This is a genomic window from Arthrobacter sp. YAF16 (assembly GCF_052113385.1).
Taxonomy (GTDB): Bacteria; Actinomycetota; Actinomycetes; order Actinomycetales; family Micrococcaceae; genus Arthrobacter.
The window spans coordinates 153,085-178,561 of the sequence record NZ_JBFRDC010000005.1 but is presented as its reverse complement, the minus strand read 5'-3'; the positions used below and the strand labels follow the sequence as shown (position 1 = coordinate 178,561).

Below are 25,477 nucleotides of genomic sequence, written 5' to 3'. Positions count from 1 at the left end.
GGATCAGCAAGCAGGGTCCCGCACAAGTTGGACGGGCGCGCTCCGCCACGGACCTGCAACGCGAGCTGGGGAGCTCCGTGGGACCGGTGGCAGCGACAGCGCCCGGACGGGAGAAACATGATTGCCTGGGCAGATGCCGGTCTCACTGCAACCGAGGGCCACCCGGCCGTGATCCGCGTGTTCATCCTCGACGACCACGAGCTGGTCCGCCGGGGCCTCCAGGAACTCCTGGAGGGCGAGGGATTCCTGGTCGTCGGCAGTTCGGGATCAGCCGTGGAGGCGACGCGGCGGATTCCAGCGCTGCACCCGGACGTTTGCGTTCTGGATGCCCGGCTGCCCGACGGGACCGGGATCGAGGTCTGCCGCGACGTTCGTTCCGTCGACCCCTCGCTCAACTGCATCATCCTCACCAGCTTCGACGACGAACAGGCCCTTCGCGGCGCCGTCCTCGCCGGAGCCTCAGGCTACGTCCTGAAGGAGATCGGCGGAACCGACCTGATCGGCGCCCTGCGCCGCGCCGCCTCGGGCGAATCCCTCTTCGAGGACGGCGTGGCCGCCGGGATCGTTGAAAGCCTGGTGGAAACCGAAGAAGTTGATCCCCGGACCGCTTCCCTCACGCCGCAGGAACGCAGGGTGCTGGAGTTGGTCGGCGGCGGGCTCACGAACCGCCAGATCGCGGCAGAGATGTTCCTGGCCGAAAAGACCGTCAAGAACTACGTCTCATCCCTGCTGGCCAAACTGGGCTTCGAGCGCCGCACCCAGGCGGCGGTGTTCATCGCCAGCCCGGCCGGCGCGGGAACGCCCGCCAACGGCACCGAGGCCGACGCCGGCCGGCGACACAGCATCCACTGAGGGTGCCTGCCCGACCTGCCCGCCGGGCCGAAGCCGGGCACGCCGGCTAGAGCGGGACGGACCATTCGACGCTGGTTCCGGCGTCCGGCGCCGTCGTGATGGTGCACTGGCCGTCCAGCATCCGCGCCCGATCTTCCAGATTGGCCAGGCCGTTGCGCTCCTGGCTGTCATTGAAGCCGGAACCGTTGTCCGTGATGACCACCGTGACCTGGCCCTTGATGACGGCTACCGACACCGAGATAGCGTCCGCACCGGAATGCCGGATGGCGTTGCTCAGCCCTTCGGAAACCACAGCCACGACGTTGTCCGCCTTGTCCGGCGTGACGGCGTCCACCGGGCCGGTCAGCGTCAGCCGGGGCGTGAAGGGCATGGACTTGGCGGAGCTTCGGGTCACCCGACGGATCCTTCCGCTGAGCAGTTCCGTTTCGCCGCTGCTGCTCTTGAGCGAGTAAATCGTGTCGCGCAGGCTGCGGATCGCTTCGTCCAGTTCGCCGGTGATATTGCGGATCCGCTCGGTTGCGAGTTCGTCCTTGGTGAACCGCGTCAGGCTCTGCACGCTCAGGCCGGCCGCGAAAAGCCGCTGGATCACGAGATCGTGCAGGTCCCGGGCGATCCGGTCCCGGTCCGTAAACACCAGCAGTTCCTCGCGGAGCCGGTGCACGCGGGCGAGTTCGAGGGCGAGTGCCACGTGCGAGCCGAAAACAGCGCCCATCTCGACGTCGGTACGGGCGTAGCGCAGCGACTCCGGGTTGCGGGCCAGCAGCAGGAGGCCGTGGTGGGCGCCCTGCGTGCTGAGGGCCACCGCGAGCAGCGGACCCAGGCCGCCGCCGTCGACCCCGTTAAAAACCCCGCCGGCGTGGTCAAGCATGACCGGCTCGCCGCCGGAGAGCACGTCCTGCAGCTCGGGCGAGTCGAGGCAGAGCGACGTGCCGGAGAAGTCCTTGGCCCGCTCCCCCGCGGCGCCCGCCACGATGAACCCGGGCCCGGACACGGCGGGAGCCACAATCAGCGCCAGCGCCGAATCCGACTCCTGCAGCGCCCGCGCCGCGATCGGGTCGAGGCCGCCCGCGGAGTAGTCCCGGTCGCTGGCGAGCATCAGCCCGGACACATCCATGCACGCTTCCAGCCAGCGGGCACGTCGCCGGGAGTCGTCGTAGAGTTTGGCGTTCTCGATCGCGACGCCCGCTGCGGCGGCCAGCGCCACCGCAAGCGCCTCATCCTCCGCGGTGAAGTCCCCGCCGCCTTCCTTCTCCGTCAGGTAGAGATTGCCGAACACGGTGTCCCGGACCCGGACCGGCACGCCGAGGAAGGACTGCATGGGCGGGTGGTGCTTCGGGAATCCGTAAGCCTCCGGATGTTTGCGCAGGTCCTGCAGCCGTAACGGCCGGGGATCGCTTATCAGTAGGCCCAGCACCCCGTGCCCGGTCGGCAAAGGTCCGATCTGCTGCGCGAGCTCGCCGTCGATTCCAACGGTGATGAAGTGGCTCAGGGCGTGGTCATCGCCGATCACGCCGAGGGCGCCGTAGCGGGCGTGCAGGAGGCGGCAGGAGGACTGCACCACGCGTTCCAGGACGGCGTCCAGGCTGAGATCCTCGGCCACGGCGACGACGGCTTCGAGCAGGCCCGCCATGCGCTCCTGGGACTGGAGCAGCTCTCCGGCGCGGGACACGAAGTCCTTGAGCAGGTCCTCGATCCGGGGGTTGCCGGAATTCACGATCTCCGGGCTGTTATTAGGTGAATGCATCTACATTGGCCCCAATCCTCACGACGTACATCCGCGCCGATGACGTGTTGCCAGAATACCCTGATACCTTCCGATCGGACCCTAAAAGCTCGGGGATTATTACGCCGCCGGGCCGTTATGCCCTAGCCCGATTGTCGCCGGCTGACGTAGGCTCGGCGCCATGAGCACCGATCCGAAACCGGCCGCAGGCCAGCCCCATGAAGTCGAAAACCTGGACAACCACGAGTGCTGGCGGCTGCTGCGCAGCGTGACCGTGGGCCGGATGGCCGTGTGGGTGGACGACCATCCGGACATCTTCCCGATCAACTACAAGGTGGACCACGGAACCCTCGTTTTCCGCACCGCGGAGGGCACGAAGCTGCAGGCCGCGACCGGCGACACTCCGGTAGCAGTGGAGGCCGACGGCGTCGATGCGGACAGGGGCATCGCCTGGAGCGTGGTGATCAAGGGCCAGGCCGCCGCGGTGAAGAACACGGAGGAGATCCTGGATACGGTGGGCCTGCTGCTCTTCCCGTGGCAGGCCGGCAAGAAGGACCACTTCGTCCGCATCACTCCGGACTCGATCACCGGCAGGCGTTTCAAGATTGTGCCGCCGCTGACGTGGTGGACGCCGCTGGACGACGCCACCCGCTCGGGCTTCGAATAACCCCCAACCGCGGACGGCCGGAAAGCGGCTTAGGCCAGCCGGGTGATTTCCACCGTCACTGACAGGGCGGACCCTCCGCCGCCGGACAGGATGCCCTTGAGCGGCGGTACGTCGCGGTAGTCGCGGCCGCGCGCCACCGTGACATGGAAGTCCCCGGCAGGTTTGTGGTTTGTCGGGTCCCAGCTGCGCCATTCCCCGTCCCACCATTCCAGCCAGGCATGCGACTGCCCGGCGACCGTCTCGCCGAGATCCGCCGTCGAACGCGGGTGCAGGTAACCGGAGACGTACCGGGCCGGGATTCCGCAGCTGCGCAACGCCCCGATGGCCAAGTGGGCGAGGTCCTGGCAGACGCCCTGGCGCTGAGTCCAGGCCTCCTCGGCGTTCGTGGTGACGCCGGTGGAGCCCTTCATGTAGCTCATCTCGCCGCGCATCCATTCGAACACGGCCATGGCGGCCTCATGCGGGTTGCGCCCCTCGACGACGCCGGGGACGATCGCGAGCACCTCGGCGCCGGGGCCGGTCAGCTGCGACTGCGGGATCCAGTCGCTGAACTGGTTGAGCGTTTCGGGCGAAGAGAGCACGTCCCAGCCGACGATGTCCGCCTCGGCCGGGATCCGCTCGACGCGGTGAACCTCCACCGTGGTGGTGGAGAGGACCTCGAGGTGGTCGTGCGGCATCTGCATGTCGAAGGCCGTCACGCGGGTGCCCCAGTAGTCGCGGTAGCTGCTGAGCGCCGCCTGCGACGGCGAGACCTTCATGGAGGACTCCAGCACCACCTGCTGCGGGTCCGTCAGCGGCGTCATCCGGGCCTCGTTGTAGGAGAGCGTGACCCGCTTGTTGTACTTGTACGCGGTCTTGTGCGTGATGCTGAGCCGGGTCATGAAACTTCTCCCACCCAGGCCAGTTCGTCTGCCTGATTGAAGTACTTACGGGAAATGGCGTCCGAGGCCTGCGAGACGGCCTTCTGCACGCGCTCCATGTGCTCCGGCAGCTCTGACATCAGGTCGTCGGTGCGATGGAACTCAAGGAAGGTCCGGGCCTGGCCCACGATCCGTCGGGCGTCATTGATGAAGCCGACGCGCTGCGCCGAGGGGTCCAGCTTGGCGAGGCAATCGTCGGCGTCGCGCAGGGCGTAAACGATGGACCGCGGGAACAGCCGGTCCAGCAGCAGGAACTCGGCCGCGTGCTGATCGCCGAAGGCGGCCCGGCGGGTCCGCAAAAAGGATTCGTACGCGCCGGCGCAGCGGAGCATGTTGACCCAGGACATCCCGGCCGAGAGCACATCCCGGGTCGAGAGCATCCGCGCGGTCATGTCGGCCCGCTCCAGCGAGCGTCCCAGGACCAGGAACAGCCAGCTTTCGTCGTGGCTGACCGTGGTGTCCGCAAGGCCGCTGACCATCGCGGTGCGTTCCAACACCCAGTTGCAGAAGCGGTAGGTGCCCACCACGTCCTTGCGGTGCTGGTTCAGCCCGTAGTAGGTGGTGTTCAGGCTCTCCCAGAGACCGGAGGACACGGTTTCCCGGGCGCGCCGGGCGTTCTCACGCGCGGCCCCCAGAGAACCGGCGATCGAGGTGGCGCTGTGCTTGTCGTAGGCCAAAGCATGCAGCAGCTCGTCCAGGCCGAAGTCCTCGGACTGCGGCCGGGCGCCCATGACGGCGAGGAGTTCCTGCGCGACGCTGCGCTGTTCCTCCATCGGCAGGTGGTTCAGCCGTTCGAGGTGGACGTCCAGGATCCGTGCGGTGCCGTCCGCGCGTTCCACATAGCGGCCGATCCAAAACAGTGACTCGGCAATACGGCTAAGCATTCTCGGCTACCTCCCGCGCGTCGGACATCTGCTGCTGTTGTTGTTCCTTCTGGCTGTCACGCCAGTTGCTCTCCACCGGCCAGACCGAGACCCGCTCGCGGACCGCAATGGCCGGCCGCGGGATGACCTCGACCGGGACCTGCGGGGAGTCCGCCAGCACCCAGGTGTCCTTGGAACCGCCGCCCTGGCTGGAGTTCACGATCAGGGACCCCTCCTTGAGCGCCACCCGGGTGAGGCCGCCGGGCAGGACCCAGACGTCGTCGCCGTCGTTGACCGCGAAGGGGCGCAGGTCCACGTGCCGCGGGCCGAACTTGTCGCCGCTGAGCGTGGGCACGGTGGAGAGCTGCAGCACCGGCTGCGCGATCCAGCCGCGCGGGTCGGCGATGATGCGCTTGCGCAGGGCCTCGAGCTCGTCCTTGGACGCGTCGGGGCCGATGACCAGGCCCTTGCCGCCAGATCCGTCGACCGGCTTGACCACCAGCTCGTCGAGCCGGTCCAGCACGTGCTCGCGGGCTTCCTTCTCCTCAAGCCGGAAGGTGTCCACGTTGGCGATCACGGGTTCTTCGCTGAGGTAATACCGGATCAGGTCCGGCACGTAGCTGTAGACCAGCTTGTCGTCCGCGACGCCGTTGCCCACCGCGTTGGCGATCGTGACGCCGCCAGCGCGGGCGGCATTGACCAGCCCGGGGCAGCCAAGCATGGAGTCGGAGCGGAACTGCAGCGGGTCCAGGAACTCGTCGTCGATCCGCTTGTAGATCACGTCCACCCGTTGTTCGCCGGCGGTGGTGCGCATGTACACCCGGTTGCCGCGGCAGATCAGGTCCCGGCCCTCGACGAGCTCGACGCCCATCAGGCCGGCCAGCAGGGTGTGCTCGAAGTAGGCGCTGTTGAACACGCCGGGGGTCAGGACCACGACGGTGGGATCGTCGACGCCGGACGGCGCGGTCTTGCGCAGCGCGGAGAGCAGCCGGCGCGGGTATTCCTCCACCGGGCGGATGAGCTGCTGGCCGAACGCTTCCGGCAGGCCCTTGGCCATGGCGCGGCGGTTCTCCAGGACGTAGCTGACTCCGGACGGGACGCGCACGTTGTCTTCCAGAACGCGGAACGTTCCGGCCGCGTCGCGGACGACGTCGATGCCGGAAATGTGCACGCGCACGCCGCCTGCCGGTTCGAAACCGTGGACCTGGCGGTGGAAGTGGGCGCTGGTGGTGACGAGCTGCCGCGGGATGACGCCGTCGGCGACGACCGTCATCTTGTCGTAGACGTCGTTCAGGAAGGCTTCGAGGGCCCGGACGCGCTGGGCCACCCCGCGTTCCAGGACAGACCACTCGTCGGCCGGGATTACCCGGGGCACGATGTCCAGCGGGAACGGCCGCTCCTCCCCCGCGAAGTCGAAGGTGACGCCGCGGTCCAGGAAGGTCCGTGCCATCGAGTCGGCGCGGGCGGTGACGTCGGCCAGCGAGAGCTCCTGCAGCGCCCCGGCCACCTGCCCGTAGGAGCGCCGGGCCTGCTGGTCCGGGGTAAACATCTCGTCGTAGGCGCCGCTGCGGCCGGCGGCCTCGGAGTAATCCTGGAAAAGGTCAGACATGCCCACTAGCCAACCACCTTTTCGTTACGAAATCATTTCGGCGCATCCGGTGGGGCGTGTTGCGGCTCACACCGGCGTCCGGCTTTGGAGCGGTTCCGTGTCGCGCTTCGATGTTTGTCCGCAAATTACGGCAAGGTTGGGTGCGTGCCACTTATCCGACCCGCCTTCCTGCAGCGGCGCCCGGGCCGGCTGCAGCCGTTGCTGCCGGGCCTGCTCGCCTGCGCCGCCGCCGTCGTCACAGCCCTCGCCGTCCACCTGGCGCTGCCCGCACTGCCGGCCATGACGGTGGCGGTGGTGCTGGGACTGCTGGCCGCGAACCTGCCCGGTGTGTCCGGCTGGAGCGCCGGCTCCGGCCGGCCCGGGCTGGACTTCGCCGGGAAGCACCTGATGCGCAGCGGCATCGTGGTGCTGGGGCTCAAGGTCAGCGTGGTGGATGTCCTGGGCCTGGGCTGGCCCGCGCTGCTGCTGATCACCGGGGTGGTGCTGGCGGCCTTCGCCGGCACCTACGGCATCGGCCGGCTCTTCCGGCTCCCGCCGCCGGTGTCGCTGCTGATCGCGACCGGGTTCGCCATCTGCGGCGCCTCCGCGATCGGTGCGATGGCCGCGGTGCGCCGCATCCGGCAGGCTGACACCGTGCTCCCAATCGCGCTGGTCACGCTTTGCGGCACGCTAGCCATCGGCGTCCTGCCGCTCCTGATCGGCCCGTTGGGACTGGGCCCGGAAGCTTTCGGGGCGTGGGCCGGCGCTTCGGTGCACGACGTCGGGCAGGTGGTCGCCACCGCGCAGACCGCCGGGGCTTCGGCTCTCGCCGTCGCCGTGATCGTCAAACTCACCCGGGTACTGCTGCTCGCGCCCATGGTCGCCGCGGCGGGCATCCACCACCGGATTGGATCCGACGACGGCGGGAAGCTCCCGCCGGTCGTCCCGCTGTTCGTGGTGGGGTTCATCGCCATGGCGGCCCTGCGGTCCGCCGGCTGGCTCTCCCCCGCGGCGCTCGGGGCGGCCGCCGTGCTGCAGGACCTGCTGCTGGGCATGGCGCTGTTCGGACTTGGTTCGGCCGTGCGGGTGCGGCACCTGCTGCGCACCGGAACCCGTGCCCTGCTGGCCGCCCTGGCCTCGTGGCTGCTGATCGCCGCGCTGGGCCTGGGCGCCGCCGTCGTCCTCATCCCCGGGCGCTGATACCGGGCACTGATACCGGGCGCTGACCCCGGCTGTGCAGCGGCACCGCTCGTGATTAGATAGCGGAGTGTCGAACCAGAACCTGCGCCGTGACGAAGCGGCCGCCCGCTCAGCCCTGATCACCACCCACAGCTACGACGTGTCCCTTGACGTCCGGCAGGCGGCGGACCCCATGGTCGCGGGCTATACCAGCCGCAGCGTCATCAACTTCTCCGCCAGCGAGCCCGGCGCCTCCACCTTCCTGGACTTCATCAGCAGCAAGGTGCACAGCGTCTTCCTCAACGGCAAGGGCCTGCCGGTGGCGGACGTGGTGGACGGCTCGAGGATCCGGCTGGACAATCTGCAGGCCGAAAACCAAGTCACTGTCACCGGCACCGCCCTGTTCAGCACCTCCGGCGAGGGTATGCACCGTTTCTTCGATCCCGCCGACGGCCAGTGCTACCTCTACACCCAGTACGAGCCCGCGGACGCGCGGCGCGTGTTCGCGAACTTCGAACAGCCCGACCTCAAGGCCGAGTTCACCTTCCACGTGATGGCCCCGTCCGAATGGCAGGTGTCCTCGAACGGCGTCGAAGCCCTCCGTACCCAGCTGACCAGTGATCCGGCGACAAGCCGCTGGGACTTCGCCCCCACCAAGCCGATGTCCACCTACATCACCACGGTGCTCGCTGGCCCCTACTTCAAGGCCGAGGACACCTGGCACGGGACCCTCTCGGACGGCACCGTGCTGGACGTGCCGCTGGCCCTCTACTGCCGGGCCTCCATGGCGCAGTCTTTCGACGCGGCGGAACTGTTCCGGCTGACCAGGAATGGCCTGGACTTCTTCAACGAACTCTTCGACTACCCGTACCCCTGGGGGAAGTACGAGCAGGCCTTCGTGCCCGAGTACAACCTGGGCGCCATGGAGAACCCCGGCCTGGTGACGTTCACGGAAAGCTATGTGTTCACCTCCCGGGCGGCCGACTCGCAGTACCAGGGCCGGGCCAACACCCTGCTGCACGAAATGGCGCACATGTGGTTCGGCGACCTGGTCACGATGCAGTGGTGGGACGATCTGTGGCTCAAGGAATCCTTCGCGGACTACATGGGGACCCTCGGCGTGGACCGCACCACGGACTGGGGAACCGCCTGGGTGAACTTCGCCAACAACCGCAAGGCCTGGGCCTACGTCCAGGACCAGCTGCCCACCACGCACCCGATCGTCGCGGACATCCCGGACCTTGAGGCCGCCAAGCAGAACTTCGACGGCATCACCTATGCCAAGGGCGCCTCGGTGCTCAAGCAATTGGTCGCCTACGTGGGCTTCGAGGCGTTCATCGCCGGATCGCGCCAGTACTTCCGCGACCACGCCTACGGCAACACCACGCTGGAGGACCTGCTGGCCGCGCTCAGCGCCGCGTGCGGCCGCGACCTCGCCACCTGGGCCCGGCAGTGGCTGCAGACCTCCGGCATCTCGACCCTCACCTCCGAGATCGAGGAGCACGATGGCGTCCTGGCCACCGTGTCCCTGCACCAGCACGCGGAGGACCCGATCACCGGCCGGCAGGAGCCGCGGCCGCACCGGCTGCGGATCGGCCTCTACAACCCCGATGCCGCCGGCGCCCTGGTGCGCACCGACAGCGTGGAGACCGACGTCGACGGCGAACTCACCCTGGTAAGCCAGCTCGCCGGCAAGGCGCGACCGGCGCTGCTGCTGGTCAACGATGAGGACCTCAGCTACGCCAAGGTCCGGCTGGACCCGCACTCCGAGGCCACCGTGCGCAGTTCCCTGGGGACGATCAGCGATCCGATGGCACGGGCACTGTGCTGGACCGCGTTGTGGGATTCCGCCCGGGACGCCGTCACGCCCGCGGCCCGCTACGTGGAGGCAGTGCAGCGCTTCGGCGCCTTCGAGGCCGGCATCGGCGTGCTCCTGAATGTCCTCGGCAACGCCGGAACGGCGATCGAACGCTACGTTCCCGCGGCCGGGCGGAACGCCGTCCGCAGCGCCTTCCTGGACGTCGCCGCCGCCGAACTGGAGAAGGCAGCACCCGGCTCCGACCACCAGCTGGCCTGGGCACGCACGCTCGCCGCCACGAGCCGCTTCGACGCCGGACGGCTGGACCTGGCGAAGGGCTTGCTGGACGGCAGCACTGTCATCGAGGGCCTCTCCGTCGATGCGGAGCTCCGCTGGAACCTCTGGCACGCCCTCGCGGCCAACGGCCAGGCGGACCCGGCGCAGCTGGACGCCGAACTGGCCCGCGACAACACCGCCTCGGGCAAGTCCGGGCACGCCACCGCCCTAGCGGCCCGGCCTGAGCCCTCGGTCAAGGATGCCGCCTGGGACGCCGCCGTGCACGGCACCGCACTGTCCAACCAGTTGCTCAGTGCCACCATCGCGGGCTTCAACACCGCGCCGGCCGGCCTGCTGGCCGGCTACGTCGAACCCTACTTCGAGTGCCTCGAGCGGGTCTGGGCGGACCGCAGCATCGAGATCGCCAGCCGGATCGTTCGCGGCCTCTACCCGGCCGGCCAGGACCTGACCCCGGACCTGCCTCCGGAGGAGCACCCGGTGATCGTCCGGACGGACAAGTGGCTCGCCGAACATACGGACGCACCCCGCGCGTTGCGACGGATCATCATCGAACAGCGCAGTCAGTTGCTGCGGGCACTCACGGCGCAGGCCGCGGGCTAGGAACCGCCCGGGGCGCCCATCTGACGCGAATGGCCGCTATACGCGTGGGCATAGCGGCCATTGGTGGCGAATCGACCAAGGACGTCGCCCGCCCGGGCGCCCATCGGAGGCAAACGGCCGCTGGGGGTGTGTACGGAGGACTGCTGCGGAGCAGCCAGCGCGATAGTGGGGACGCTACGGGACCCGGTGTAGCCACTCCGTGGTGCCGAACTTGGTCTCCACCCGCTGCCGGGCAGCGTCGAGTTCGGCCTCGGTGAGTTCCGCCGGCGTCGCGCCGTACCGCTCGGTGAAAACCTCCATCATGGCGGCGACAATCTCGGCGCGGGCCAGTCCGGTCTGCCGGCGCAGCGGGTCGACGCGTTTCTTTGCGCTCGTCGTGCCCTTGTCCGAGAGTTTCTCCTTGCCGATCCGGAGCACCTCGACCATCTTGTCGGCGTCGATGTCGTAGCTCATGGTGACGTGGTGCAGCATGCCGCCGTTGGCGAGGCGCTTCTGTGCGGCGCCGCCGATCTTGCCCTGCTCGGTGGCGATGTCGTTCAGCGGCACGTAGAACGCGCTGATGCCGACCTTTTCCAGGGCCGCCATGACCCACGCGTCCAGGAAACCGTAGGAGTCGGCGAAGCTGATGCCGTCCACGAGCGTCTGCGGCAGGTAGAGCGAGTAGGTGATGCAGTTACCGGCCTCCATGAACATGGCGCCCCCGCCGCTGATCCGGCGGACCACACTGATGCCGTGCCTGCTCACGCCGTCGGGGTGGACCTCGTTGCGGACGGACTGGAAGCTGCCGATCACCACAGACGGCTCCTCCCAGTCCCAGAACCGCAGCGTCGGGTTGCGGCGGCCGGCGCCGACCTCCTCGGTGAGGACCTCGTCCAGGGCCACGTTCACGTGGGTGGGCAGCACGGACGGGCCGATGATGTTCCAGTGGTGGTCGGCCCAGCCCGTGGCCTTGGCCAGGGCCCGGCGGACCGTAATGGCGATCGCCTCGGCGGAGAAACCGAAGAGCACAGCGTCCTCGGGCAGCGCGGCCTTGACCGCCGCGGCAAGGTCGGCCGCGCTGGCATCCTCGGGCAGGCCGGTGAGGCTGCGGTTGATCTCCAAGAGCGCCTCGTCGGGTTCCAGGAAGAAGTCCCCGCTGATCGAGACGTGGGCCAGGACCCCGTCGACGACGTCGAGATCGGCCACCACCAGTTTGCCGCCGGGAACCTTGTACTCGCCGTGGCGGCGGCCGCCGTCGTCCTCGGTGGCGGACGCTGCGGGCGAAGGGAAGGAAGTCATACCCTTAATCCTGCCACGCGGCCAGGGCCCGGGTACGCAAAGCGGCCGGGACGCAAAAAGCCCGCACCGTTGCCGGTGCGGGCTTTTCCAAAAGACTTTGGAGTGAAGAAAGTTACTTCTTGCCGCCGAAGCCCTTGAAGCGAGCGTTGAAGCGCTCGACGCGGCCTGCAGAGTCCATGATGCGCTGCTTGCCCGTGTAGAACGGGTGGGACTCGGAGGAGATTTCGACGTCGATGACCGGGTAGGTGTTTCCGTCTTCCCACTCGATGGTCTTCGAGGAAGACACGGTGGACTTGGTCAGGAACTTGACGCCGGAAGCCAGGTCGTTGAAAACAACAGCTTCGTACTTCGGGTGGATATCAGACTGCATAATTGGACCTTTGTTCACGCAACTGGATTTTGCCAGCTGCCAGGTATGAGTGGGATGGCTGCTCGGCGCCGGAAGGCGCAGCACGGCCAGCTACCAATAATAGCCCAGATCCCCCGACTGGACGAACCGGCCCGCGGGCGGCCGCGGAGGATCTCCGAACCGACCGGCGGGCGGCCGCGGAGTGTCAGTCGCGGGGCCGCAGTTCCCAGAACGCGACGGCGGAGGCCGCGGCGACGTTGAGCGAATCGACGCCGGGGCGCATCGGGATCTTCACGGCCAGATCGACGGCGGCCAGGGTCTCCTCACTCATCCCGGCGCCCTCGGTGCCAAGCACCAGGGCCAGCCGTTCGGGGTTCCGGGCCGCGAGCACATCGACGTCCACCGCGTCCGGGGTCAGCTCCATCGCGGCGACCAGGAAGCCGTGTTCCTTGAGCACCGCCAGCTCCCCCGGCCACGTGTCGAGCCGGGCCCACGGGACCTGGAAAACGGTTCCCATGCTCACGCGCACGCTGCGCCGGTAGAGGGGGTCGCCACAGCGCGGGGAGACCAGCACGGCGTCAAGCCCCAGGGCGGCCGCGGACCGGAAGATCGCGCCGACATTCGTGTGGTCCACAATGTCCTCGAGGACCGCGATCCGGCGGGCACCGGCGAGCAGGTGGGGCAGCGGCACGGGCGCCGGACGGTGCATGGCTGCCATCGCGCCCCGGTGCAGGTGGAAGCCGGTGATCTCCTCCAGGAGCGCGGCCGAGCCGATGTAGGCCGGGACGTCCGGATACTCCTCAAAGACATCGGCGAGGTCCTGGATCCACTTCTCCGCAAGGAAGAAAGAACGCGGCCGGTGCCCGGCGGCGAGGGCGCGGCGCAGCACCCGGGAGGACTCCGCAATGTACATGCCCTCGGCGGGTTCGCGGAGCTTGCGCAGGTGCACGTCGGTGAGCTGGGTGTAGTCGGCGACCCGGGGGTCGTCGGCGGATTCGAGGTAGTGGAAGCTCATGCGCCGGTCAATTCACCAGTTTGGCGATCATGAAGCCCAGGGCCACGGTTCCCAGGATGAAGATCACGCCGCGCAGCACCGGCGGCGACAGGCGGCGGCCCACCTTGGAACCGACCAGGCCGCCGATCAGCGAACTGACGGCGATCAGCCCGACGGCGGGCCAGCTGATCCGGTCGAAGGCGAAGAGCAGGTAGGATGCCGCGGCGACGAGGTTCACGCCGAGGACCAGGATGTTCTTCATGGCGTTGGCGTTCTGCATGGTTCCGGCCATGAACACCCCGAGGATGCCGACCAGCAGGATGCCCTGCGCCGCCACGAAGTATCCGCCGTAGACACCGGCGAGGTAGACCAGGACCACCAGCAGGATCCCGTGCCGTTTGTCGCGGATGGCGTGCTCCGGGTTTTCTTCCCGGTTCTGCACCCAGCGTTGCAGCCTGGGCTGGAACACCACCATCAGCAGGGCCACCACGATCAGCGCGGGCGCGGCGTAGTGGAACACCATTTCCGGCAGGTGCAGCAGCAAGTAGGCGCCGGTGATGCCGCCCAGCAGTGAGGCGGGCAGCAGCCGGAGCAGCTGGTTCCGCCGCCCTGCCAGCTCCTTGCGGTAGCCCCAAGCACCGGCCGCGCTGCCGGCCACAAGGCCCATGGCGTTGCTGATCGAGGCGGTCACCGGGGCGAAGCCGAGGGCGATCAGCACCGGAAAAGTCACCAGGGTGCCCGAGCCCACCACGCTGTTGATGGTTCCGGCCCAGAGGCCGGCGAAGAAGATGAAGACGCTACTGAGGAACTCCACGCGCTGTCAGTGGTTTCTTCAGCGGCGGGCGGTGGCGGTGTACCGGCCGCCGGAGACGTTGACATCGAGGTCGACGCCGAACGTCTTGCTGAGGTTTTCCGCGGTCAGCACCTCGGCCAGCGGGCCGGAGGCAACGACGCCGCCGTCGCGCAGGAGGAGTGCGTGGGTGAAGCCCGGCGGGACCTCTTCGAGGTGGTGGGTGACCAGCACGATCGCGGGGGCGGCCTCGTCGCGGGCCAGCTCGCTGAGCCGGTGGACGAGGTCCTCGCGGCCGCCCAGGTCCAGGCCGGCGGCGGGCTCGTCGAGCAAGAGCAGTTCAGGATCCGTCATGAGCGCGCGGGCAATCTGCACGCGCTTGCGTTCCCCTTCGGAGAGGGAGGCGAAGGGGCGGTTGAGCAGCGGGCCCATCCCCCACTCATTGAGCAGGGCGAAGGCGCGGCGTTCGTCGTCCTTCTCGTAGCCCTCGCGCCAGCGGCCGGTGACGCCGTACGCGGCGGTCACGACGACGTTGAGGACCTTTTCGTGCTCGGGGATCTGGTTGGCGAGGGCGGCGGAGGACAGGCCGATCCGCGGGCGGAGTTCGAAGACGTCCACGGCGCCGAGGATCTCTTCGAGGATCCCGGCCATGCCGCTGGTGGGATGGAGGCGTGCTGCGGCCACCTGCAACAGAGTGGTCTTGCCAGCGCCGTTGGGACCGAGGATCACCCAACGCTCGCCTTCCTTGACCTGCCAGTCAACCTTGTCCAGGAGCGTTTTCGCCCCACGTACAACGCTGACGGCGGCCATTTCAAGAACATCACTCATAGGAGTAGACACTAGGACAAAAAAGCGGACTACTGATAACCGGGCCGCAGGCCAGAGGGCGGTGTCCCCCGGGCGCGTCACCAGCGCGAAACGAATTCCGGGCGGCTGCGGCGCGCTCGCTAGGATTGAGGCCATGAGTTCGAACGTGACCGCGGTCAGCTACGGCGTGCATTTGTCCCTTCCCGAAGTAGAGCAGCTGCGCCGTTCGCTGTCCGAAGCGGGGCTGTCCGTCGGCGCCGAGAGCACCTCCGGCGACGGCCGCTTCGCGGTCTACTCCGCCGACTGCACGCTGCCGGGAGCCCTGACCGAGGCGGGGCTGGCCGGCGTCCGCCGGAGCATTGCCGCGGCCGGCGTCGAGGGCGTCGAAACGGCAATCGTTCCCGCTGCCCTGCGGCAGGCAGCGCGGAAGTTCCTGATCATGGACGTCGACTCCACACTGATCCGGCAGGAAGTCATTGAGCTGTTGGCCGCCTATGCGGGCAAGCGGGAGGAAGTAACAGCCGTAACCGAGGCGGCCATGCGCGGCGAACTGGACTTCGCGCAGAGCCTGCACGCCCGGGTGGCGGTGCTCGCCGGGCTGCCGGCCGACGTCGTCGACTCCGTCCGCGCCGAGGTGACTCTGAGCGACGGCGCGGCAGAGCTGGTGGCGGCCTTCAAGGCGGCCGGACACGCCGTCGCCGTCGTCTCGGGCGGCTTCAACCAGATCCTGCGGCCGATTGCCGAGGGCCTGGGACTGGACTACTGGATCGCCAACGAACTGGAAATCGTCGACGGCGCGCTGACCGGCAGGGTGCTGGGAGATGTGGTGGACCGCGCCGCCAAGGAAAAGTACCTGCGCGAATGGGCGGCCGCGGAGGGCATCCCGATGGAACACACCATTGCGGTGGGCGACGGGGCCAATGACCTGGACATGCTTGGCGCCGCGGGCATCGGTGTCGCGTTCAACGCCAAGCCCGCCGTCCGCGCGGTGGCGGACGCTGCCGTGAACATGCCCTACCTCGACGCCGTCCGGCACATCGCCGGCGTCTGAGCCCGCACCTTGACGCCCGTCCCTTAACGCCAGATACACTTGGCGGCAGTGTCATTGAAGAACACTGCCGCCAAGTGCCATCCCGGTGGCTGCTAGTTGTTGACCGTGCCGTTTGACTTGTCGAAGTAGTCGGCGCCCCCGACGTATTCGGTGTGGCCGGTTTCGACGTCGGCGGTGGCCATCTTGGCGACCTCGGCGGCGAATTCCTTGACCGAATACAGCTTGCCGGCCTCGGCGCGGCGGGCCTCGATGGCGCCCGGGTTGGAGCGGTCCAAGAGTGTGGCGGTGACGGTGCCTTCAATCATGTCGCCGGAGACAACCACCAGCGAGATGCCCTTCTCCGCCAGGGCCGGAACCAGTTCGCGGAGCGCATCCTCGCCCGCGCGCTTGCTGCGGGCGACGGGCTCATACTCGGGCATGGTGGGCACGGTATTGATGAAGTGGGCCTGGTGGCTGGTCACGAAGACCACGCGTGAGCCCTCTGCCATCAGCGGCACGGCGGCATTGAGCATGTTGACCTGGGCGTCGCGGTTCAGCTTGAGCGCGTAACCCTCTTCCATGCCGGACTCCATGCCGCCGGAAGCGTTCAGGACCAGGAGATCCAGTGAGCCGAAGTTCTCCATTGCGGCGCTGGCCAGGGCCTGGACGCCTTCCTGCGTGGTCAGGTCTGCGCCCACGGCTGCAGCCCGGCCGCCCGCGGCCTCGATCTCAGCGACAACCTTGTTGGCGCGCGGCGCCTTCTGGCGGTAGTTCACAACGACGGCGGCACCCTCGGCGGCGAGGAATTTGGCGACCTCTGCGCCGATGCCGCGCGATGAACCGGTAACGATTGCGGTCTTGTTGTCCAGCAGTCCCATTCGAGCTCCTTTGTTCCAAACATCCAAATACTGTGGGGTCTGCTGTCCATCATGCCAGCGGCCCGCAGCATTTCGGTTGTTCGGGATCCACAAAGAAGCCGCGCGGGCCTAGTTCGGGTGGCGGCGCGGATTGGTTTTCGGGTACTGCGCGGGACATGCCCACTCCCGGCGCCCCAGACCACGGGACATGCCCAGATGGCGGGCGCAGCAAGGGACATAAGGCCTAAGTGTCCATCGCCCGCAGCCGGGAGTGGGCATGTCCCCCGGAGACTGCAGCCAAGAGTGGACATGTCCCCCGCGCGTGCCGTGCGCGCTCCCCTGGTCTCACCGAGTACAACCTGCGGACCCGGTTCGATTGGGCCACAGGCTTCTGTTTTGGCACCGCGCCGGGGAGTAGGCTCGCGCCCATGGGGAGCCATGGCACCGAATCCACGCCGGAAGAGGTCTTCAGCGGGTCACCGCGCGGCCTGGACCTTTGCCGTGCGGTGGAACGGCTCCTCGCCACGTCTCCGCCGGCAGCCGCGCCGCCCGAAATCAGGGCGACCACCAGCCAGGTGGCCTTCCGCGGACGCCGTCGCGGGTTCGCCTACGTCTGGTGGCCGGGGCGCTATGTCCGCTCAGATGTCCCGGCCGTACTGTCCATTGCGCTGCGCAACCGCATCGACTCGCCCCGGTTCAAGTCGGTGGTTAACCCGTCCCCCGGCCTGTGGATGCATCATGTGGAGCTCCGCGCTGAAGAGGACCTGGACGCCGAGGTCGCGGGATGGCTGCGGCAGGCATGGGACGAAGCCGGCTGAGGAGAGCGATCGCCGCTCGTCCCCAGCCGGCGGGGCTTCGCCGCGGGCGGGCGGGCGGCCCGCCATACGGGGGCCCGCGTCAGGCGCGGTCCACCCGGATTTTCTTCGTGGGCTCCCCTGGCGCCGCCACGGGGGCCGGCGCGCGCACTTCCAAGACGCCGTCCTTATAGCTGGCCGTGATGTCCTCTTCCTTTGCCCCGGCCGGAAGGGCGATACTGCGCAGGAAGGAGCCGTAGCGGAATTCCGAGCGATAGCCGGTCTTGCTCTTGTGCTCGGTCTTTTCTTCGCGTTCGGCCCGGATGTGCAGCATGCCTTCGCTGACCGACACGTCGACGTCCTTGTCGGGATCGATACCGGGAACCTCCGCCCGCACCACCAGGGTATTGCCGTCCTGGAACTGCTCGACCTTGATGGTCGACGCCATCGTCAGGTCGCCGTCGAGGAACCGACGGACAGGTTCCAACATGTCCGAGGGCGCCCACTTGCTGAGATCAGCCATGATAAATCCTCCTGGGTCCACGCCCCTGCCTTGGCGCGGTCAGGGGCTGTAATCCCATTACACGCCCCCGGCCGCAGCGCCGCCTAGGGCCAAAGGCCCGGCCTCGTGCCGCCGCGGCGGACGACGGCGGCCGCCGTCGTCCGTGGAGCCCAAAGCCGGCCGCAGAGCTATTGCCTAGTGGCCCATACCAAGGCCGCCGTCGACCGGGATAACCGCGCCGGAGATGTAGGCGGCCTCGTCGCTGGCAATCCAGCGGACGACGTCGGCCACTTCCGACGCCTCGGCGAAGCGGCCCGCGGGAACCTTCGACAGGTAGTCCTTCTGCGTGGCTTCCGGCAGCTCGGCGGTCATATCCGTGTTGATGAAGCCCGGCGCCACCACGTTGGCGGTGATTCCGCGACCCCCGAGTTCGCGGGTGAGGGAGCGGGCAATCCCGACGAGGCCGGCCTTGGATGCGGAGTAGTTGATCTGGCCCGGGGCGCCGTAGAGGCCGGAGACGGAGGAAATGAGTACCACGCGGCCCTTGCGTGCGCGGATCATGCCCTTGGAGGCGCGCTTGATCACTCTGAAGGCTCCGGTGAGATTTGTGTCGATGACCGAGGTGAAGTCGTCCTCGCTCATCCGCATCAGGAGCGTGTCTTTGGTGATGCCGGCGTTGGCCACCAGGACCTCGACGGGGCCGTGCGCCGCCTCGACTTCGGTGAACGCCGCGTCCACCGAAGCCTCGTCCGTGACGTCTGCCTTGACGCCGAGGATGCCCTCCGGGAGCGTGGCCGCGCTGCGGTAGGTGACCGCCACCTTGTCGCCGTTGGCGAGGAAGGATTCGGCGATGGCCAGGCCGATGCCGCGGTTGCCGCCGGTGATGAGGACGCTGCGGCCGGTGGAGGTTGCTTCAGACATGTTGGGCTCCGGGATTCTGCGGCTCACTGGCACCGCGTTGGGTGGGCTGGATTTTCCTGCCTCCGATCTTAGCCTCCGGCGCGCTCCACCCCGCTCTGGGCCGCCCGCTGTTTGGGCGGTCCAGCCGATGGTGAGAGAATTGCAGGAAGCCTATGGAGCGTGATCTGAAAGCCGTGACAAACAAGAACCGACCCGGTGAACGGACGTCCGGGGAGGACTCCGGCGACACCGAGGTCCACAGCATTACCGACGCCGCCGCCGCCCACTCGGAAGAGATGCGTCAGCGGATGATCAAGTATGCCGTGGCGATGGGCATCCGCATGGTCTGCCTGATCCTGGTGTTTGTGGTCGACGGCTGGTTCAAGATCCTCCCCGTCATCGGAGCAGTGTTCCTGCCGTGGTTTGCGGTGGTGATCGCCAACGGGAGCGACCACGCCGAAGTGCACAGCGAATCGCTGATCGACTACGTGCCGATGGGCGAACTGGACGCTCCACGCTCCGGGCAAACACCGGACCAGGAACCACCGGCGGCGGACGATGTCCCCATCACCCTGTTGCAAGGCGAGCTGATTGACGACGACGAAGACCACGGACGGGCAGCTTCATGAACATTTTTGACTTGGCCGGCCCGACGGCCGAGCCCGCCAGCGCGCTGTGCTCCCGCAAGGCGTGCCGTGCGCACGCCGAGTGGCAACTGCTGTGGAACAACCCCAAGATCCACACGCCGGAGCGGCGCAAGATCTGGCTCGCCTGTCCGGAGCACCGGGCCTGGCTGGAGGATTATCTCCAGACGCGGGGGCTGTGGAAGGAAACCCTTCCGCTGCACAGCACCCCCGACGAAGCCGCGGTCGGGGCCGGCTGAATGTACCGCTTCCTTTTCTCCAGCAAGTGGCTGGGCTACCTGCTCCTGGCCGCCATTTTCGCCACCGCCTGCGTGCTCCTGGGCCGCTGGCAGATGGACCGCCGGGCGGAAACGCTCGCGGAGATCAACCGCGTCGTCTCGAATTACTCGGCCACCCCGATCCCCTTCGCGGACGCCCGGAACCAGTTCATTAAACTCGACGCCGACCGTGAATGGACACAGGTCGAGCTGCACGGCCGCTACGACGAGGCCGGCCAGCGGATTGTCCGCAACCGCCCGCTCAACGGCCAACCGGGCTACGAGGTGGTGGTCCCCTTCAAGCTGGACTCCGGCGAGACGGTTGTGATCGACCGCGGCTGGCTGCCCATCGGCAACAAGACCCCGGGCAGCCCGGACTCAATTCCTGCCCCGCCCCCGGGCGAGGTCACGGTGATTGCGCGGCTCAAGCATTCCGAGCCGGAACTGCAGCGCGGCGCCCCGGACGGGCAGCTCGCGTCGATCGACCTCGCCGCCTACTCGGCCCAGCTCGGGTATCCCCTCCTCACCGGGGCCTACGGCCAGCTGGCCTCGGAAACCCCGCCGGCAGCGGACATGCCCGTCGGCTTCCCCAAACCGTCCACCGACGAGGGCACGCACCTGTCCTACTCGCTGCAGTGGTTTGCCTTTGGCGTTCTCATGTTCGTCGGCTTCGGCTACGCAGCACGCCAGCAAGTCCGCAACGCTGAGATTGACGCCGAGGACGCCCAGGATCACGCCGCGGCCGCCGACGGCTACCTGCACGCCAGCAACCCGGCGCCCCGCCGTCGTCCTGTCCCCCGGAAGCGGAAAACTGCCACCGCGGAGGAAGAGGAAGACGCCATCCTGGACGCCCAGGGATTCTGAAGTTGCACAGCATGGACCCCGACGCCGTAGCGAACGTCCGGCGCGCGCTCCTCGCGGCGGGCGCGGCCGACACCGTAGCCGTCTTTGAGACCCAGGTGCCGACCGCCGCCGCGGCGGCCGCCGCCTTGGGCTGCGACGTCGCGGCGATCACCAACAGCCTCGTGTTCGACGTCGACGGCGCTCCCCTGCTGATCCTGGCCAGCGGCGCGGCCAAGGTCGATCTCCGCCACGTCGCCGCGCGGCTCGGGTCAGGAAAAATCCGCCGCGCGGATCCCGACTTCGTCCTGCTGCACACGGGCCAGCGCGTCGGGGGTGTAGCCCCGGTGGGCCACCCGCAGAAGATCAGGACCCTGCTCGACGAGTCCCTGAAGGACCACGAACTCCTCTGGGCCGGCGCCGGCGACCACCACTCCATGTTCTCGATCACCTACCAAGAACTCCACCGCATCACCAACGCCGAACAGATGCCTATCCGCTAAACACTGGCAGCACGGATGGTGACGTTGCCTCAAGCGCAATGGTGACGTCCAAGTAAGCGCCGAACGCGGGCAATTTGCGTAGCGTGCGTCTAAGCGGGGGCCCACGCCGTCAGGGTTCCCTGGCCGAGCTTGCGAGGTTAGGGCGACGGTGGGGAGGACGAGCGAGCACGCGGCAAATTGCGCGCGCGAGGCGCGAACCCAACCACGGAACGAAGGCGGAGCGGCGAAGGAAGGCGAGGCTTACGCCAGCGTGATCAAGTCCAGGTAGTCCTCATTCCAGAGGTCCTCGACGCCATCAGGAAGCAGCACAACACGCTCCGGGTTGAGGGCTTCGACAGCACCCTCGTCGTGGCTCACCAGCACCACGGCACCGGTGTAGTTGCTCAGGGCCCCGAGGATTTCGGCGCGGCTGGCCGGGTCGAGGTTGTTGGTGGGCTCATCAAGGAGCAGCACGTTCGCGCTCGAGGCCACGATGGTGGCCAGCGCCAATCGTGTCTTTTCGCCGCCGGAGAGCACACCGGCGGGCTTGTCGACGTCGTCGCCGGAGAACAGGAACGAGCCCAGGATGTTGCGGACCTCGGCGTCGTTCATGTCAGGGGCCGAGGAGCGCATGTTCTGCAGAACGGTGCGGTCGACGTCGAGCGTCTCATGTTCCTGGGCGTAGTAGCCGACCTTCAGTCCGTGGCCGGGGATCACTTCGCCGGTGTCGGGCTTGTCGACGCCGGCGAGCATGCGCAGCAGTGTGGTCTTGCCGGCACCGTTGAGGCCCAGGATGACCACCTTGGAGCCGCGGTCGATGGCGAGGTCGACGTCGGTGAAGATTTCCAGCGAGCCGTAGGACTTGCTGAGGCCGTCGGCGGTGAGCGGCGTCTTGCCGCAGGGTGAGGGGTCCGGGAAGCGCAGGGCAGCCACGCGGTCGTTCTCGCGGACCGCTTCTAGGCCGCCGAGGAGGCGTTCGGCGCGCTTGGCCATGTTCTGCGCGGCGACGGCCTTGGTGGCCTTGGCGCGCATCTTGTTGGCCTGGTCCATCAGGACCTGGGCCTTCTTTTCGGCGTTGGCGCGTTCGCGCTTGCGGGCACGTTCATCGGTTTCGCGCTGCGTGAGGTAGCGCTTCCAGTCCATGTTGTAGAAGTCGATCTGCGCGCGGTTGGCGTCCAGCAGGAAGACCTTGTTCACCGTGGCCTCAAGCAGTTCCGTGTCGTGGCTGATCACGATCAGGCCGCCCTGGTGGTTCTTCAGGAACTCCCGGAGCCAGGCGATGGAATCGGCGTCGAGGTGGTTCGTGGGCTCATCGAGGAGCATCGTCTCGGCGTCGGAGTACAGGATGCGCGCCAGCTCCACACGGCGGCGCTGGCCGCCGGAAAGGGTCTTGAGCGGCTGGTTCAGCAGCCGGTCCGGCAGGGCGAGGTTTGAGCAGATCGCTGCGGCCTCGGCCTCGGCCGCGTAGCCGCCGGCGGCGAGGAACTCGGATTCCAGCCGGTCATAGCGGTTCATCGCCTTGCGCTGGACGTCGGCGTCCTCGCTGGCCATCTCTTCGTGTGCCACGCGGAGCTTGCCGACCGCGATGTCGAGGCCGCGGGCGGACAGGATGCGGTCCCGGGCCAGCTGCTCCATGTCCGGCGTGCGCGGGTCCTGCGGCAGGTAGCCGATCTCGCCGCTGCGGGTGACCTTACCGGCGGCGGGCAGGCCCTCGCCGGCCAGGACGCGGGTGAGCGTGGTCTTGCCTGCACCGTTACGGCCGACGAGGCCGATCTTGTCTCCCTTGTCGATCCGGAAGCTCACCTGGTCCATAAGCAGACGGGCGCCGGCGCGCAGTTCGAGATCCTGGACGGTAATCAATGCAGCTAAGGCCTTTCACAACAGGGAACGCCGCGGCACAACGGATGGAGTCTGGACGGGGCCGGGGCAGTGTGGCCGAGAGAACGGCCTCTACCAGTCTACCGGCACCTCCCCTGCCGGGTGACATCGGGGAACGCAGCGGACGACGGCGGCCCGCGTCCGCCAGCGCCGGCTCCCTTTGGCGGGGTTGGCCAGCGAGGGGACCGCCGCTTAGTGGAAGGCCTACAAAATGGCGGGGTTGCCGCGGCCGTATCGTCGGAAGTGAGACCCCGGCCCCACCACTCGACAGGAAACAGCATGAGCAACACCGACAATTCCGTCACCACCCCCACCCCCGCGGCCGGCCAAGGCAGCACCGCCCCGGCGGCCCCGCGCCAGAGCCGCCGACGCCGCTGGGACGCGACCGACCTCGCACTGATCGCGGTGTTCGCGGCGATCATCGCGGGTTCTGCCCTGATTGCCGCAATCCCCGTGGGCGGGCTTGGTGTGCCGATCACCCTGCAGACTCTCGCCGTGATGCTCACCGGACTGGCGCTCGGCCCGGGCCGCGCCTTCGCTGCTGTGGGCCTGTACCTCCTGCTGGGCTTCGCCGGGCTGCCGATCTTCAGCGGCGGGCGCAGCGGGCTGGGTGTCCTGGCGGGACCCTCGGCCGGCTACATCTTCGGCTTCCTGCTGGCCGCCACGGCCGTCGGCGCCCTGACCGTCGTCGTGCTGCGCCGCACGGGGGCGCACTCCGCGAAGGTCCGGGCTGTGCTGCTCTTCTGTGCCGCCATGGTCAGTAGCATCGTCTTTGTCCACGGGCTGGGCATCCTCGGCATGATGGTCAATGCCAAGCTCAGTCTCTCCGCGGCCTTCCTCGCCGATCTGGCCTTCTACCCGGGCGACGTCATCAAAAACATCCTCGCCGTGACGGTCGCGTTGACGCTGCATAAGGCGTTCCCTGACCTGCTGATCCGCCGGATCCGCCGCGTGGAGTTGGCCGGCGAGGCAGACGGACGCGCATGAGTATTGTCCTGGACGGTGCGGCCGTCCGGGTAGCCGTCGACGGCCGCCCGGAGCCCAAGACACTGCTTGAGCCGGTGTCCCTGACTCTGACTGAACGCCGGATCGGCGTCATCGGGGCGAACGGCTCGGGCAAATCCACGCTGCTCCGGATGCTTAACGGCCTCGTCGCACCGAGCTCCGGCGCGGTGGCGGTGTCAGGTTTCGACACGGTCCGGGATGTCCGCGCTGTCCGCCGCCGCGTCGGCTTCGTCTTCACCGATCCGCTCTCGCAACTCGTGATGCCGACCGGTCGCGAAGACGTCGAATTATCGCTGCGCCGCTCGGTGCGGAACGCCGGCGAACGGCGTGCCCTCGCGGAGGCCTGCCTCGAACGGTTCGGGCTGCTGGGGCTGGCGGACCAGAGCGTATACGAGCTCTCCGGCGGCGAACGGCAGCTTGTCGCCCTCGCTGCGGTGCTGGCCGTGAACCCGGACATCCTGGTACTGGATGAGCCTTCCACCCTGCTGGACCTGCGGAACCGGGAACTGCTGCGCCGCACCCTGGCGGGGCTGGACCAGCAGATCGTCCTGTCGACCCACGACCTCGACCTCGCGCTCGATCTGGACCGGGTGCTGGTGGTGGACGACGGCAAGATCGTGTTCGACGGCGGGGCGGCCGCCGCCGTCGCGCACTACCGCGTGCTCTGCGCGGCGGAACCCGCCGGGGTGCGGGGCGCCGGCGTGCGGGAAGCCGGCGGGGGGACGGCGCAGCCATGAGGGGGCATGGCTTCCTACTCGCCAACTATGTACCGGGCACCTCGCTGGTGCACCGAGCTCCCCTGTGGCTGAAGTTCTTGCTGGTACTGGCGTGCGGGATGGGATCGTTTCTCGTTGCGGACTGGGCCGCGGCGGCAGCTGGACTCGCCTTGCTGTGCGGGGTATTCCTGCTCAGCGGGGCAGGTGCCCGCAGGCTGTTCCGGGCTGTCCGGCCGATCCTGCCCGTGCTGGCTGTGATCGGCGTGTTCCAGTGGTGGCAGCTGGGCGGCCCGGTCGCCGCGCGGATTGTGTTGAACGTTTTGGTCTGCGTGGTGGCGGCGGCAATCCTGACGGCCACCACGCAGGTCCAGTCGCTGTTGGACGGTGTAGCCTCGCTGGCGCGGCCCATTCGCCGGCTCGGCGCCGATCCCGAGCGGTTCGCCCTGACAATTGCCATCATGCTGCGCAGCATCCCGTTCATCGCCGGCGCCTACGCCGATGTGCGCGATTCGGCACGGGCCCGCGGCCTGGAACGGAACCCGCGTGCATTGGTGCTGCCCGTCTTCATCACTACGGTGGCATTCGCCCGGCAGACCGGCGATGCCCTGGCGGCGCGCGGCTTGGGTGAGGCTGACGATAGGGAGGACCGGGAGGATCCGGACGGCTTAGCGGGCTGAGACGACCGGGCCGGGGCAGGTTTCGTGCCGCGGCTCGATGCACTGGACATGCCCCCCGCCGCGGCCCGCGACGGCGCATGCCCATTCCTCGTCCTGCGCACTGGACATATGACCACTATGTCCACTCCTCGCAGCCAGGAACGGGCATCTCCGGCAGGGCTGGCGCACCGGGCATGCCCCCTGCCGCGGC

The 25,477-nt window shown here is 68.2% G+C and carries 26 protein-coding genes; 13 read left to right on the top strand and 13 right to left on the bottom strand.

Annotated features, from left to right (window positions below; translation table 11 throughout):
- The first annotated feature begins 117 nt into the window (after positions 1–117).
- Positions 118–852, top strand: a complete 735-nt coding sequence (locus tag AB4Y91_RS12175; protein ID WP_441418724.1) for a response regulator — start codon at positions 118–120, stop codon at positions 850–852.
- A gap of 46 nt (positions 853–898) precedes the next feature.
- On the opposite strand, the gene AB4Y91_RS12170 is transcribed toward AB4Y91_RS12175, so the two are convergent.
- Positions 899–2,596 (bottom strand): GAF domain-containing protein, encoded by a 1,698-nt coding sequence (locus AB4Y91_RS12170; RefSeq protein ID WP_441418723.1) that lies wholly within the window; start codon positions 2,594–2,596, stop codon positions 899–901.
- 160 nt (positions 2,597–2,756) lie between these two features.
- Here AB4Y91_RS12170 and AB4Y91_RS12165 point away from each other — a divergent pair, with 160 nt between their 5' ends.
- Entirely contained in the window at positions 2,757–3,242 is a 486-nt protein-coding gene (locus AB4Y91_RS12165) for a pyridoxamine 5'-phosphate oxidase family protein (RefSeq protein WP_441418722.1), read from the top strand.
- Between the two features lie 29 nt (positions 3,243–3,271).
- Here AB4Y91_RS12165 and AB4Y91_RS12160 read toward each other — a convergent pair whose 3' ends face one another.
- The 3 genes from AB4Y91_RS12160 to AB4Y91_RS12150 are packed head-to-tail and all read right to left on the bottom strand — an operon-like array spanning position 3,272 to position 6,634.
- Positions 3,272–4,123 (bottom strand): transglutaminase family protein, encoded by an 852-nt coding sequence (locus AB4Y91_RS12160; RefSeq protein WP_441418721.1) that lies wholly within the window; start codon positions 4,121–4,123, stop codon positions 3,272–3,274.
- A complete protein-coding gene (locus AB4Y91_RS12155; protein WP_175323354.1) occupies positions 4,120–5,046 on the bottom strand; it encodes an alpha-E domain-containing protein in 927 nt (308 codons plus the stop codon). The genes AB4Y91_RS12160 and AB4Y91_RS12155 overlap by 4 nt, the downstream gene beginning before the upstream one ends.
- Positions 5,039–6,634 carry a circularly permuted type 2 ATP-grasp protein gene (locus AB4Y91_RS12150; protein ID WP_441418720.1) on the bottom strand — a complete coding sequence of 532 codons (1,596 nt, stop codon included), beginning with the start codon at positions 6,632–6,634 and terminating at the stop codon, positions 5,039–5,041. The genes AB4Y91_RS12155 and AB4Y91_RS12150 overlap by 8 nt, the downstream gene beginning before the upstream one ends.
- 153 nt (positions 6,635–6,787) lie before the next feature.
- Between AB4Y91_RS12150 and AB4Y91_RS12145 the strand changes: the two genes are divergently transcribed.
- Both AB4Y91_RS12145 and pepN read left to right on the top strand, forming a co-directional pair.
- The gene (locus AB4Y91_RS12145) at positions 6,788–7,813 is read left to right on the top strand and encodes a YeiH family protein (protein ID WP_441418756.1); all 1,026 of its coding nucleotides are present in this window, start codon (positions 6,788–6,790) and stop codon (positions 7,811–7,813) included.
- A 67-nt stretch (positions 7,814–7,880) separates the two neighbouring features.
- Complete coding sequence (pepN, locus tag AB4Y91_RS12140) at positions 7,881–10,487, top strand: aminopeptidase N (protein ID WP_441418719.1); 2,607 nt, start codon at positions 7,881–7,883, stop codon at positions 10,485–10,487.
- A gap of 174 nt (positions 10,488–10,661) precedes the next feature.
- Here the strand turns inward: pepN and AB4Y91_RS12135 are convergent, their stop codons facing one another.
- From AB4Y91_RS12135 to AB4Y91_RS12115, 5 genes are all read right to left on the bottom strand, one after another.
- Positions 10,662–11,765, bottom strand: a complete 1,104-nt coding sequence (locus AB4Y91_RS12135; RefSeq protein WP_441418718.1) for a lipoate--protein ligase family protein — start codon at positions 11,763–11,765, stop codon at positions 10,662–10,664.
- 112 nt (positions 11,766–11,877) lie between these two features.
- Positions 11,878–12,135 carry a type B 50S ribosomal protein L31 gene (locus tag AB4Y91_RS12130; protein ID WP_056739465.1) on the bottom strand — a complete coding sequence of 86 codons (258 nt, stop codon included), beginning with the start codon at positions 12,133–12,135 and terminating at the stop codon, positions 11,878–11,880.
- 184 nt (positions 12,136–12,319) lie between these two features.
- Positions 12,320–13,129, bottom strand: a complete 810-nt coding sequence (locus tag AB4Y91_RS12125) for a TrmH family RNA methyltransferase (protein WP_441418717.1) — start codon at positions 13,127–13,129, stop codon at positions 12,320–12,322.
- Positions 13,130–13,136: 7 nt separating this feature from the next.
- On the bottom strand, positions 13,137–13,922 hold the full coding sequence (locus AB4Y91_RS12120) for a sulfite exporter TauE/SafE family protein (protein ID WP_441418716.1): 786 nt from the start codon (positions 13,920–13,922) through the stop codon (positions 13,137–13,139).
- An 18-nt stretch (positions 13,923–13,940) separates the two neighbouring features.
- Entirely contained in the window at positions 13,941–14,726 is a 786-nt protein-coding gene (locus tag AB4Y91_RS12115; RefSeq protein WP_441418715.1) for an ABC transporter ATP-binding protein, read from the bottom strand.
- Positions 14,727–14,859: 133 nt separating this feature from the next.
- On the opposite strand from AB4Y91_RS12115, the gene serB reads away from it, so the two are divergent.
- Positions 14,860–15,756, top strand: coding sequence for a phosphoserine phosphatase SerB (gene serB, locus AB4Y91_RS12110; protein WP_441418714.1), 897 nt, complete (start codon positions 14,860–14,862; stop codon positions 15,754–15,756).
- Between the two features lie 92 nt (positions 15,757–15,848).
- Here serB and AB4Y91_RS12105 read toward each other — a convergent pair whose 3' ends face one another.
- On the bottom strand, positions 15,849–16,613 hold the full coding sequence (locus AB4Y91_RS12105; protein WP_441418713.1) for an SDR family oxidoreductase: 765 nt from the start codon (positions 16,611–16,613) through the stop codon (positions 15,849–15,851).
- 407 nt (positions 16,614–17,020) lie between these two features.
- Between AB4Y91_RS12105 and AB4Y91_RS12100 the strand changes: the two genes are divergently transcribed.
- Positions 17,021–17,410 (top strand): DUF5655 domain-containing protein, encoded by a 390-nt coding sequence (locus AB4Y91_RS12100; RefSeq protein WP_441418712.1) that lies wholly within the window; start codon positions 17,021–17,023, stop codon positions 17,408–17,410.
- A 79-nt stretch (positions 17,411–17,489) separates the two neighbouring features.
- On the opposite strand, the gene AB4Y91_RS12095 is transcribed toward AB4Y91_RS12100, so the two are convergent.
- Positions 17,490–17,909: an Hsp20/alpha crystallin family protein gene (locus tag AB4Y91_RS12095; RefSeq protein WP_441418711.1), complete on the bottom strand. Its 420-nt coding sequence runs from the start codon at positions 17,907–17,909 to the stop codon at positions 17,490–17,492.
- Positions 17,910–18,083: 174 nt separating this feature from the next.
- Positions 18,084–18,809: a 3-oxoacyl-ACP reductase FabG gene (gene fabG / locus AB4Y91_RS12090; protein WP_175323342.1), complete on the bottom strand. Its 726-nt coding sequence runs from the start codon at positions 18,807–18,809 to the stop codon at positions 18,084–18,086.
- Positions 18,810–18,961: 152 nt separating this feature from the next.
- Here fabG and AB4Y91_RS12085 point away from each other — a divergent pair, with 152 nt between their 5' ends.
- Genes AB4Y91_RS12085 through AB4Y91_RS12070 form a run of 4 tightly spaced genes read left to right on the top strand, consistent with a single transcriptional unit; the run spans position 18,962 to position 21,032 of the window.
- Entirely contained in the window at positions 18,962–19,417 is a 456-nt protein-coding gene (locus AB4Y91_RS12085) for a DUF3099 domain-containing protein (protein ID WP_441418710.1), read from the top strand.
- Complete coding sequence (locus AB4Y91_RS12080) at positions 19,414–19,671, top strand: hypothetical protein (RefSeq protein WP_441418709.1); 258 nt, start codon at positions 19,414–19,416, stop codon at positions 19,669–19,671. Before AB4Y91_RS12085 ends, AB4Y91_RS12080 begins: the two co-directional genes overlap by 4 nt.
- Positions 19,672–20,553 (top strand): SURF1 family cytochrome oxidase biogenesis protein, encoded by an 882-nt coding sequence (locus AB4Y91_RS12075; RefSeq protein WP_441418708.1) that lies wholly within the window; start codon positions 19,672–19,674, stop codon positions 20,551–20,553.
- 11 nt (positions 20,554–20,564) lie between these two features.
- Positions 20,565–21,032, top strand: coding sequence for a YbaK/EbsC family protein (locus tag AB4Y91_RS12070; RefSeq protein ID WP_441418707.1), 468 nt, complete (start codon positions 20,565–20,567; stop codon positions 21,030–21,032).
- Between the two features lie 240 nt (positions 21,033–21,272).
- Here the strand turns inward: AB4Y91_RS12070 and AB4Y91_RS12065 are convergent, their stop codons facing one another.
- On the bottom strand, positions 21,273–22,871 hold the full coding sequence (locus AB4Y91_RS12065; RefSeq protein ID WP_441418706.1) for an ABC-F family ATP-binding cassette domain-containing protein: 1,599 nt from the start codon (positions 22,869–22,871) through the stop codon (positions 21,273–21,275).
- 297 nt (positions 22,872–23,168) lie between these two features.
- Here AB4Y91_RS12065 and AB4Y91_RS12060 point away from each other — a divergent pair, with 297 nt between their 5' ends.
- Genes AB4Y91_RS12060 through AB4Y91_RS12050 form a run of 3 tightly spaced genes read left to right on the top strand, consistent with a single transcriptional unit; the run spans position 23,169 to position 25,287 of the window.
- Complete coding sequence (locus AB4Y91_RS12060) at positions 23,169–23,876, top strand: biotin transporter BioY (RefSeq protein WP_441418705.1); 708 nt, start codon at positions 23,169–23,171, stop codon at positions 23,874–23,876.
- Complete coding sequence (locus tag AB4Y91_RS12055; RefSeq protein ID WP_441418704.1) at positions 23,873–24,631, top strand: energy-coupling factor ABC transporter ATP-binding protein; 759 nt, start codon at positions 23,873–23,875, stop codon at positions 24,629–24,631. The genes AB4Y91_RS12060 and AB4Y91_RS12055 overlap by 4 nt, the downstream gene beginning before the upstream one ends.
- Positions 24,628–25,287, top strand: coding sequence for an energy-coupling factor transporter transmembrane component T family protein (locus AB4Y91_RS12050; protein ID WP_441418703.1), 660 nt, complete (start codon positions 24,628–24,630; stop codon positions 25,285–25,287). The genes AB4Y91_RS12055 and AB4Y91_RS12050 overlap by 4 nt, the downstream gene beginning before the upstream one ends.
- Positions 25,288–25,477: the final 190 nt, after the last annotated feature.

Bases quoted from the DNA above. Each gene is read 5' to 3' on its own strand.
- AB4Y91_RS12175 (WP_441418724.1), top strand. From the start codon at position 118: ATGATTGCCTGGGCAGATGCCGGTCTCACTGCAACCGAGGGCCACCCG.
- AB4Y91_RS12170 (WP_441418723.1), bottom strand. From the start codon at position 2,596: ATGCATTCACCTAATAACAGCCCGGAGATCGTGAATTCCGGCAACCCC.
- AB4Y91_RS12165 (WP_441418722.1), top strand. From the start codon at position 2,757: ATGAGCACCGATCCGAAACCGGCCGCAGGCCAGCCCCATGAAGTCGAA.
- AB4Y91_RS12160 (WP_441418721.1), bottom strand. From the start codon at position 4,123: ATGACCCGGCTCAGCATCACGCACAAGACCGCGTACAAGTACAACAAG.
- AB4Y91_RS12155 (WP_175323354.1), bottom strand. From the start codon at position 5,046: ATGCTTAGCCGTATTGCCGAGTCACTGTTTTGGATCGGCCGCTATGTG.
- AB4Y91_RS12150 (WP_441418720.1), bottom strand. From the start codon at position 6,634: ATGTCTGACCTTTTCCAGGATTACTCCGAGGCCGCCGGCCGCAGCGGC.
- AB4Y91_RS12135 (WP_441418718.1), bottom strand. From the start codon at position 11,765: ATGACTTCCTTCCCTTCGCCCGCAGCGTCCGCCACCGAGGACGACGGC.
- AB4Y91_RS12130 (WP_056739465.1), bottom strand. From the start codon at position 12,135: ATGCAGTCTGATATCCACCCGAAGTACGAAGCTGTTGTTTTCAACGAC.
- AB4Y91_RS12125 (WP_441418717.1), bottom strand. From the start codon at position 13,129: ATGAGCTTCCACTACCTCGAATCCGCCGACGACCCCCGGGTCGCCGAC.
- AB4Y91_RS12115 (WP_441418715.1), bottom strand. From the start codon at position 14,726: ATGAGTGATGTTCTTGAAATGGCCGCCGTCAGCGTTGTACGTGGGGCG.
- serB (WP_441418714.1), top strand. From the start codon at position 14,860: ATGAGTTCGAACGTGACCGCGGTCAGCTACGGCGTGCATTTGTCCCTT.
- AB4Y91_RS12105 (WP_441418713.1), bottom strand. From the start codon at position 16,613: ATGGGACTGCTGGACAACAAGACCGCAATCGTTACCGGTTCATCGCGC.
- AB4Y91_RS12100 (WP_441418712.1), top strand. From the start codon at position 17,021: ATGGGGAGCCATGGCACCGAATCCACGCCGGAAGAGGTCTTCAGCGGG.
- AB4Y91_RS12095 (WP_441418711.1), bottom strand. From the start codon at position 17,909: ATGGCTGATCTCAGCAAGTGGGCGCCCTCGGACATGTTGGAACCTGTC.
- fabG (WP_175323342.1), bottom strand. From the start codon at position 18,809: ATGTCTGAAGCAACCTCCACCGGCCGCAGCGTCCTCATCACCGGCGGC.
- AB4Y91_RS12085 (WP_441418710.1), top strand. From the start codon at position 18,962: ATGGAGCGTGATCTGAAAGCCGTGACAAACAAGAACCGACCCGGTGAA.
- AB4Y91_RS12080 (WP_441418709.1), top strand. From the start codon at position 19,414: ATGAACATTTTTGACTTGGCCGGCCCGACGGCCGAGCCCGCCAGCGCG.
- AB4Y91_RS12075 (WP_441418708.1), top strand. From the start codon at position 19,672: ATGTACCGCTTCCTTTTCTCCAGCAAGTGGCTGGGCTACCTGCTCCTG.
- AB4Y91_RS12070 (WP_441418707.1), top strand. From the start codon at position 20,565: ATGGACCCCGACGCCGTAGCGAACGTCCGGCGCGCGCTCCTCGCGGCG.
- AB4Y91_RS12060 (WP_441418705.1), top strand. From the start codon at position 23,169: ATGAGCAACACCGACAATTCCGTCACCACCCCCACCCCCGCGGCCGGC.
- AB4Y91_RS12055 (WP_441418704.1), top strand. From the start codon at position 23,873: ATGAGTATTGTCCTGGACGGTGCGGCCGTCCGGGTAGCCGTCGACGGC.
- AB4Y91_RS12050 (WP_441418703.1), top strand. From the start codon at position 24,628: ATGAGGGGGCATGGCTTCCTACTCGCCAACTATGTACCGGGCACCTCG.